The sequence below is a fragment of the Lactobacillus sp. HBUAS51381 genome (assembly GCF_012641095.1).
In the GTDB taxonomy this organism is placed as follows: Bacteria; Bacillota; Bacilli; order Lactobacillales; family Lactobacillaceae; genus Levilactobacillus.
On record NZ_JAAVSC010000054.1, the window covers coordinates 1 to 8550 of the forward strand.

Sequence of the window (8550 nt, forward strand, 5' to 3'; positions counted from 1 at the left end):
GGCAACGTTCTGCCAGTTTAATTGGGGACATCTCATGTAGCCGTGAGTGAGTCAAATTTGGTCTCAGCCGTGGGAGTTTCCAAGTGATTTTGCTTGGAAACTGGCGACTTTGAGACGTGAACTTCCGGCTCAAAGCGAGGAAAAAGACCGGGCTTTGGCTTTTTCCGATCCTTCCCACCGCGATCCAGACCAAATTTGGCGAACGTCAAGGCGGCCAGGTTACGCCTTTTCTTTGGTTTTACCAGACCGCCGTGTTCCGGCCTCACCCGCACGCCACCAATAAGTGATACCGCCAAAACTGACGAGGCTAAGCAGTGACACACCGACACCTAATCGACCACCTGGGACGTGATAGGTTAAGGTCACTTGATTCTTGCCATTCTGTAAGGGTACCCCCATCAGCCCATTCAATAACTTCCGTGGCTGTACCCGGTTACCATTAACCGCCGCCTGCCAGCCCGTGTCATAGGGCACACTTAAGTAAAGCATATGCCGACTCGGCGTCCCGGTGACCTGGCCCTTTAGGCTCGTCTTGAAGTGGCTCGAAACCGTGTGCACCTTGAATCGCTGCTGTCGAACCGTTTGGACAAGCCGTGCAAAGTTGGGTTGTCGCAGGGTTTTAACTTCCGTATGATACAACGCTAACGGATACTTCGCCGCAAAGGTCACGGTAATCGTTTGGCCAGCACGGAAGTTCCCCAGTTTTATCAAAGCCGTCTTACCATTCGCATTAGTCGCGGGTTTGACACTCGTGCCGTCAACCTTCATCGTTGAATACTTGGTCTGTCCGGTTGGCGCCCAGAGATAGGTTGGCCCACTCGCCTTAACGCTTAACTTCAGTGTGTGGTGATAGTGGTACTTGGTTTTAACGCCCTTTACCGTCGTCACAGTCTTGACGCCATCCCTAAGTTGCTTGGTTGGCGCAAAGTAGGTCTGTCGCCGCGGTTGAAGCGCCTGCATAATACTCTCTTGGTTCTGCAACGCATCCTGGGTTAATTGAACCTTGCCAAGGGATGAAGATACCGCAAATCCCAGGCCACTGTAGCTGGCCGACGGTATAATCTGACCGCTACCAGTGGTCAGGTGGATCGTATCCTTAACCCCCAACAAGAGCTCGGTAAGGGGCGTCAGTCCCACATCCCCAATCCGACGAACATTATCGCTAAACAAACCGAGTTGTTCCAATGTTGACCGCGTGCTCTCATTTAAGGTCGAACTATAGCTTGCCACACCATGAAAGTTAAAGGCCAGACTATCATTATAATTATTATATTTACCCTGAAAGGCCTGATTAATCAGCGTATTGTCGTTTTGAACCCGGTAGAGTTGTCCGTCCGGATCGTTCACGGTAGACATTTGTTTGTTCTCCGTCTGATAGGCCTGCGCGTAGGCCCGTTGATTGCCAAACTTACTGGTCCCCATAGCAAGGATAAAATTACCGCCAACTTCCGTGAGCACCAACAGACTGAGTACCCAGCGGCGCCAGAGTCGTTGGGTCCCAAAAATAACGGCTGCCGTCACCACCACATAGATCACGGAGAGCCAGACACTTTGCCAGTGTACCTGTTGGATCCCCGTAAAGTAACGCGTTAGCTTAACCGATCGGCCCGTGACCAACCTCAGCATGACGTGAACGGAGGCAGCCCCACCCACCAGCGTGAGAACCTGTAACAGTGGCAAGCTGAATTTCCATCCCCGCTTGATCCGGCGCGGTTCAGCCTGCCAGCTCTCAAAGGCCAGCATGACCATGGCGAAACTAAAAAAGAAGACGTTTCTAAACGGGAATCCGGCTGGGGCTTGCATCAAGTGCCAAATGGTATTGAACAAGCGTAGCCACATGCTCAGAAACAGGGCAACCAATAGCGCCAGCGCCGACCACTTTTGCCGGCGGGTCAGTCGTGGCTGCACGAAATAAACCAAGGTCAACAGGACCACGGCACTGGTCACAAAGACCGTGGGCGCGTGCATCAGCCGCTGCGAATAGTTCGTGGCGCCAACACCAAATTGCGTGAAGAATTCGCCACCGAACTCGGGCACTAACCGAAAATTCAAGCTATCCGGCGTACTCTTCGCCGTCTGCAGCATCCCTAATCCCGTTGGCATCAGAATCACCGCCGCACTCAGGCCACTGAGCACCCCAGTTATCCCGAACCGCACGACCCGATTCCCCCAATCATGAAGACCCCCGACGCGCCCTGGCCAATTAAATAAGCCATAGGCAAAGTACAGGACGCTAAATAGGCAGGTCATATAGCCTAAATAATAATTGGTCAGAATACTAATCAGTAGACTACTGAAGAAGAGTACCGGTCGGCCGTGCGCCACTAATCGGTCTAATCCCGCCGCAACCAACGGCAAGAAAATTAACGAATCCAACCACATCAGATCGAAATAGTTCAGCGCGACAAAACCGCAAAAGCTAAACGCTAATGCAAAGATAATGGTCAATCGCTGGGTCGTGTGAAAATGGTGCTGTAGGTACCAGGCCATCGTTGCCGCAATCGTGGCAATCTTAACCATAATAATGACGCTCGCCGCAATGGGAATCTGTGACGCTCCAAAGAAAACAACCAACAGATTAAACGGACTCAACAGATAATAAGCTACCGTCGACACCAGGCCATTTCCCAACGACTCGGAGAATGTATAGAAGTGGAAGATCTGATAGCGCAACGCATGCCGCAGTGCCGTTAATAAGGGGATGTATTGCGTCCCCATGTCACTCATCAAGAGGCTATGATTGCCGAAGGGCGTCACCCGCCAGTACATGAAGACCCCCATAACAATTGCCAAGGCAACTACCCAGGCGATCCCGGTATTTTGCCAAAGCCGTTTCCGTGAAAAACTTTCCATCACTGTCCGCACCTCACTTCGAAAGCTTAAGTGTCCGCCGCGCCCGAAGTCGTTCGAAAATACTCAGGACTTGGAACCACCAGCCGCTTGCCAGCAAGGCACTGCCCATTGCATCGCTGGGGTAATGGTTACGTAGTCCTAAGCGCGCGAGGATTACACCGAGAACGCCTAGTGCAATCACACTTAATAAGGTCCAGCTGAGCCAGTTGGCCTTCAATAAGCTCAGCAATAAGGTCGCCAGAATCATCGCTACCAGCATCGTGCTAAAGACGTGACCGCTAGGAAAGCTATATCCCGTATCGACCACGACCATTTGTGTGGGCCGTGGCCGGGCAACGAAGGTCTTAATCACCAATAGTAGGGCATCACCGCTGATCAACGCGGTAAGGACCATGGCCGCCCAACCCAGCTGACGAATTCGCCACAGAAACAGCGCTAAAATGACGGCAAACCCTCCCGTAACCAGTGGACTGCCTAACAAGGTCAACCACTCCCACACACGGACGTGCTGCCCCAATGAACTGGCGTGAAAAGCGGCCAACCATTGGCGATCCAACCCCATCAGTGGCGAAAATTGTAGCTTAATTAAAATGGCTAAAATGACAAAAAGCCCCAACAATCCTAGGGCAACCTGCTGATACCGTTGACTCGTGTTCATTCTCAAACTCCCCCTACCTCTTGTCTTGAATTAAATACTGTGGCCGATGTTTGGTTTCCAAATAGATCCGCCCGACATACTTGCCCAAGATTCCCAAACATAGGAGCTGTAGGCCCCCCAGCATCAAGATGATGGCAACCAGTGAGGGCCAGCCGGCCGTGGGATTGCCAAACAATAAGGCGCGAATCACAATCCAAATCATCCCGATAATTGACACCACGAAGGCCGTACCACCCAGCCAAGAGGCCACGGACAAGGGCACCTCCGAATAATCCATAATGCCTTCTAAGGAATAATCCAACAACTGTTTCATTGACCAATGGGTATGCCCCGCCACCCGGTCTTGATGCTGGAAGGTCAGGTACTTGGTCTTGAATCCTACCCAACTGAAAATACCTTTAGAAAAACGATTGTATTCCGGCATCGCAATCACCGCGTCCACGACCGACCGCCGCATTAACCGATAGTCACGAGCACCCGGTACAATCTGAACTTGAGAAATACGATTAATCACGTGGTAAAAGGCCGATGAGAGCTTTGATCGCAACCAGGGTTCACCCTGCCGGTCAGACCGTTGCGTCCCAATCACGTCATAATCCGTCTCCGCCAGGGCCGCAATCATCGTCGGCAACAATTCCGGCGGATCTTGAAGATCAACGTCCATTACGGCCACCTCATCTCCTCTAGCGGCCTTCAGTCCGGCTAATAGGGCTGCCTCCTTCCCAAAGTTACGGGAGAAATTGATGTAATGCACCTTATCCGGTTGGGCCGCATGAAGAATCTGCATTTGTTTTAGGGAATCATCGGTAGATCCATCGTTCACGAACCAGTATTCCCACCGATACTGCTCGCGATGCCGGTCAAAATCCGTCAAGATTTGGTCGACGCGTTTAAAGAATAAGGGCAGGCTTTCCTGCTCGTTATAGCACGGCACAACGATTGAAATGACTTGCATGGGACATCCTCCTTACAACCACAAAAAAAACACTTAACTGTCATGGCAATTGAATAACTCCATGATAGTTAAGTGCCCGTTTACTTAAAACGGTGATTAAAAGTGATTAATCTGAGAGTTTATCAGAATCTGGACTGGCCTTCGGAAAGGTCATGAGGAAGCGACTGCCTTGAGGGGGATTGTCCACCACCTGAATGGTCGCGTGATTCAAGGTTACCAACTGTGAAACGATGGCTAAGCCCAGCCCAGTCCCCCCAATCTGGCGGGTACGGGCCGTGTCTACGCGATAGAACCGTTCGAAGACGTGAGGCTTATCCGCATCCGCAATGCCCAGGCCGTGGTCCTCCACGCTAATCTGAACTGCCTCGGTCGTCTGATGAAAGCGGACGGTAATCGGCTGGTCTGGCGGCGAATATTTGCCGGCATTGTCCAGTAACGCGGTCAGAATCTGTTGCACACTCTCGGGATTCCCATGAATCACCACGGATTGATCGCCCGCAACCACCAGGGGCTGCTTAAGCACCGCCCGTTCCTCTTCGATCGTCTCATTGGCCGCTTCACCGACATCGAAGTAGTCGAGGGCCAGAACCCCCCGATCGGCCCGTGACAAGGTCAGCAGGCTGTTCACCAGCTTTTGCATGCGGGTCGACTCATCGTCAATAAAATTAATCGAGCGGGGAATAATCTCGGGATGCTCCTGACCGCGGCGCTGAATCAGCCGAACGTGGCCCCGAATGGCCGCAATCGGCGTCCGCAACTCATGCGCGGCGTTGGACGTAAATTCACGTTCCTGCTGCGCGTGATCATTGATGGCCGTTAGCAGGTCGTTGAAGCTCCGTGCAAGCTGGTGAACCTCACTGGGTTGGGCGGGCACGGGTAACGCGGCCTTGATTGTCCGCGTTCGCGCCTGCTCTTGCGCCGCCACGTTTAGACTGGCCAGCGGTTGCGTCACTCTTCTAGCCGTCAACCGAATATAGGTCCAACCAAAGCCAATCGTGAGGAGCATGATGGCCAGTACCACGCCGATGACCGATAGTAAGATGGTGGTAATGGGCGACAGATTTAGCCAAATTTCAGCGTCAATGCCCAGGCGTGTTCCGCTACGATAGTAGGTAAATCCGTAACCCGGCGTATATTCTAATGCTGAAAAAATCGGGATTTGGACGTGCTTGGCCCGCAGAAATTTCTTCGTGTTCGGAGAATAGTAGGTCCCCGGGGCCTCACCAATCTTACGGTTGTTAACCCGTACGTAGGTATTCTTGGTGTTGATGGAACTATGCTTACGCCAACTATTCCAGTCAGGTCGATCATCAATAATGGACCGATTCAGACTGGCTAGCAGTTCCACGGAAGATTGCTCGCTTTGCTTCACCAGTTGATAACCGACCGTGCCAACAATCGCGATCCCCATGAGTGCGGTTAAGACCACCAGCATGCGGACAAACCGCCGTTGAATATCTTGTGCCGTGGTCAGTATTCTTTTTGGTTTCGCCATCGGCTTACCCCCGATAATCTGCGGATAACACGTAACCCACGCTGCGAACGGTATGAATCAACGGCACCGCCGCGTGGTCTTCGGCCAATTTGTGACGGAGGTAACGGACATAGACATCGACCACGTTGGGTTGCCCTTCAAAATCAACGCCCCACACCGCGTCTAATAATTCATCACGGGTCATGGTCTGCCCGGCATTCTTCATCAGGACCAAGAGAAGTTCGTACTCGCGTTGCGTAAGCTGAACCAAATTGCCATTGCGTTGAACCTGCCGTGAGCGCGTATTCAACGTGATATCGCCCACATGTAATTGACTATCCGCCGCTTCTTGGTGATGCTGATGCCGTAAAATAACCCGAATTCTAGCCAGCAATTCTTCGATCTCAAACGGCTTGGTGATATAATCATCCGCCCCGGTATCCAACCCCGCGACCTTGTCACCCACGTAATCACGGGCCGTCATCATAATCACCGGCAAGTCATCGTGCTTGCGAATCCGCCGCAAGACGCCCAGACCATCCAATTCCGGAAGCATCCAATCTAAAATAACCAAATCTAAATTACCCCGATTATTTTCATAGACCTGTAGCGCCATCTTGCCATCCGTTGCGTTCAACACCGTATAATCCTCAAACTGTAATTCCGTGGTTAATGACGCCAGCAGGGCCTCATCGTCTTCAACGATCAATACCGTTCCCGCCATGTTGTCCCTCCGTTCACATTTACTTTCCTTTAGCTTACGCAACTTGACCCCTAAAAGCCACACCTTTTACCAAACTTTACCCGAAATCTTAAGCAAGGCCAGTGATGCTTTCTCAGGTTGAAAGACAAAAACGCCCCACCGTTACCGCCTAACTTGGCAACGATGGGGCGACTATTCTATGGCCGATACGGGGTAGCCTTCATGATCGTGGCGTAATGGCGCAATTCAGCAAACGCAGCCGTTAACCGTTGGGCAAAGTGGTCGCTGTTCGGTGCCGTTGCGACTAGCTCGCCCGTTGCCGTAAAATTGGCTTCAGCGTTCCACAACAGGACCGGTGAAGGGAGCACCATCATCTTGAGCATCTGCAGGATACCCACGACCGAAGACGCCGCCAACATGCCACCGTCACTATACTTCGAGTAAGTTATGATCTGAACGGGCTTGTGGTCCGTTTCGGGCCCCACAAAATCCAAGGCGTTCTTCAAGCTCCCCGTAATGGCGTGATCGTACTCGGGACTTAAGATCACGTACCCATCCTGCTGGTCGAGAACATCTAACCAACGTTTCTCAACGGTGGCTAGTCCTTGAATGGGTTCCGACAGTGGCGTCTCTGCGTGGTCGTAGAATGGCAGGGGATAATCCCTAAGATCAATCCACGTAAAGTCCACGCCGTCCGTGGGCATCGCCCGTTGCAAATAATTAAAGAGCCGATCACCGAGGGAATGCGTCCGTGTACTACCTAGAATAACACCAATTTTTACTGACATGTGGGACCTCCTAATTTTGTTGATTACGAGGGCCAGCTTACCACGGGGGTTAACTAAGCACAATAAAAACTGGTCAATCATTTGATAACTAAAAGTAAGTAAAAGTGGAGGATGTGCTGTTGTGTCGCCGTTCGTGCTTACTAAATGTAAGTGTATACTTTTTTCGTATGGCCCGGCGACTGCTGCCGAACAAGCGTGGCTTACCGGCCGGCACACGCCTAACCCAGCCAAAAAGGCCAGGATTATTTTACCCCAAACATCCCTAAACCGTGACGTTAGCCAACGAGCGGCAATCCCAGGCTTACCGCCGTTAAGACGGCCATGACACCCCAGGAACACTGCCAGTCTCGCGTGACCTGATAGATCCCCGCCACCAGCGTACTGACCACTAGCGCTGACAAATTATCACTGAGTGTGCCCCACGCCACTAAGATATAGCAGATAATCGGCAACAAAACCGCAGCCCATTTTGGAAAATCCGGCAGTCGATTCAGTCGTTCCTGAAACATCCCTTGCAGCACCCACACGGACAACAGTGAAAAGACAAACACCGTAAAGACACCCACCACCAATTTAACCAGTGTGCCCGGCATCAAGGGCGGCAACCCTTGCGCATCGGAAACACCCAACGTGATCGCAATTAACAGTAGGGCCAGGGTGCCGACCGCGGCCGCGCCGATTGACCACGCCACGTGTTGGGCCGTGATGACCTGTCGTAGCCACAGATCCGTGTGATACCGGTAAATCCACCAGACGATTAAGGCACTGACGACGATCATCACCAGCGTACTCAAGACACGAATGCCGACATTATTGGCTATCCCATGAACCCCAGACCATTGGATGAGGCCCAGCATTGGCACACTTGAGATGACCAGTAGCGCATATAGCCCTAAAATCAGGCCACCCCAGAACCAGATTTGGCGTACAATCCCCTTGTGCATACCCATTTCCCCTTTTTTCCCCGAAAATTATGTAGTCCCACCGTTTAGTGGGCACCCAATATTATAGCATTGAAAGGTAAGCACCGAGTAACTGACCGTATTGAATTGTAAATTAAAAAGAGATGGCCCGTCCTCGGTTTTTGAGGGCGGGCCATCTCTTCCATGCTTTAAGCGG

7 protein-coding genes are annotated in these 8550 nt (G+C 51.9%); all 7 read right to left on the reverse strand.

Annotated elements, in window-relative coordinates; genetic code table 11:
* Positions 1–219 precede the first annotated feature (219 nt).
* The 7 genes from HEQ50_RS12110 to HEQ50_RS12140 all read right to left on the reverse strand — a co-directional run bounded on the left by HEQ50_RS12110 (position 220) and on the right by HEQ50_RS12140 (position 8375).
* Positions 220–2853, reverse strand: coding sequence for a YfhO family protein (locus tag HEQ50_RS12110; RefSeq protein ID WP_168900754.1), 2634 nt, complete (start codon positions 2851–2853; stop codon positions 220–222).
* A gap of 13 nt (positions 2854–2866) precedes the next feature.
* Positions 2867–3511, reverse strand: a complete 645-nt coding sequence (locus tag HEQ50_RS12115; RefSeq protein ID WP_168900755.1) for a phosphatase PAP2 family protein — start codon at positions 3509–3511, stop codon at positions 2867–2869.
* A 13-nt stretch (positions 3512–3524) separates the two neighbouring features.
* The gene (locus HEQ50_RS12120) at positions 3525–4466 is read right to left on the reverse strand and encodes a glycosyltransferase family 2 protein (protein WP_168900756.1); all 942 of its coding nucleotides are present in this window, start codon (positions 4464–4466) and stop codon (positions 3525–3527) included.
* A gap of 106 nt (positions 4467–4572) precedes the next feature.
* Positions 4573–5961: a cell wall metabolism sensor histidine kinase WalK gene (locus tag HEQ50_RS12125; RefSeq protein ID WP_168900757.1), complete on the reverse strand. Its 1389-nt coding sequence runs from the start codon at positions 5959–5961 to the stop codon at positions 4573–4575.
* 4 nt (positions 5962–5965) lie between these two features.
* Positions 5966–6664, reverse strand: coding sequence for a response regulator transcription factor (locus HEQ50_RS12130; protein ID WP_168900758.1), 699 nt, complete (start codon positions 6662–6664; stop codon positions 5966–5968).
* Between the two features lie 176 nt (positions 6665–6840).
* Positions 6841–7431 carry an NADPH-dependent FMN reductase gene (locus HEQ50_RS12135; protein ID WP_168900759.1) on the reverse strand — a complete coding sequence of 197 codons (591 nt, stop codon included), beginning with the start codon at positions 7429–7431 and terminating at the stop codon, positions 6841–6843.
* A 275-nt stretch (positions 7432–7706) separates the two neighbouring features.
* Positions 7707–8375 (reverse strand): hypothetical protein, encoded by a 669-nt coding sequence (locus HEQ50_RS12140; protein WP_168900760.1) that lies wholly within the window; start codon positions 8373–8375, stop codon positions 7707–7709.
* Positions 8376–8550 lie beyond the last annotated feature (175 nt).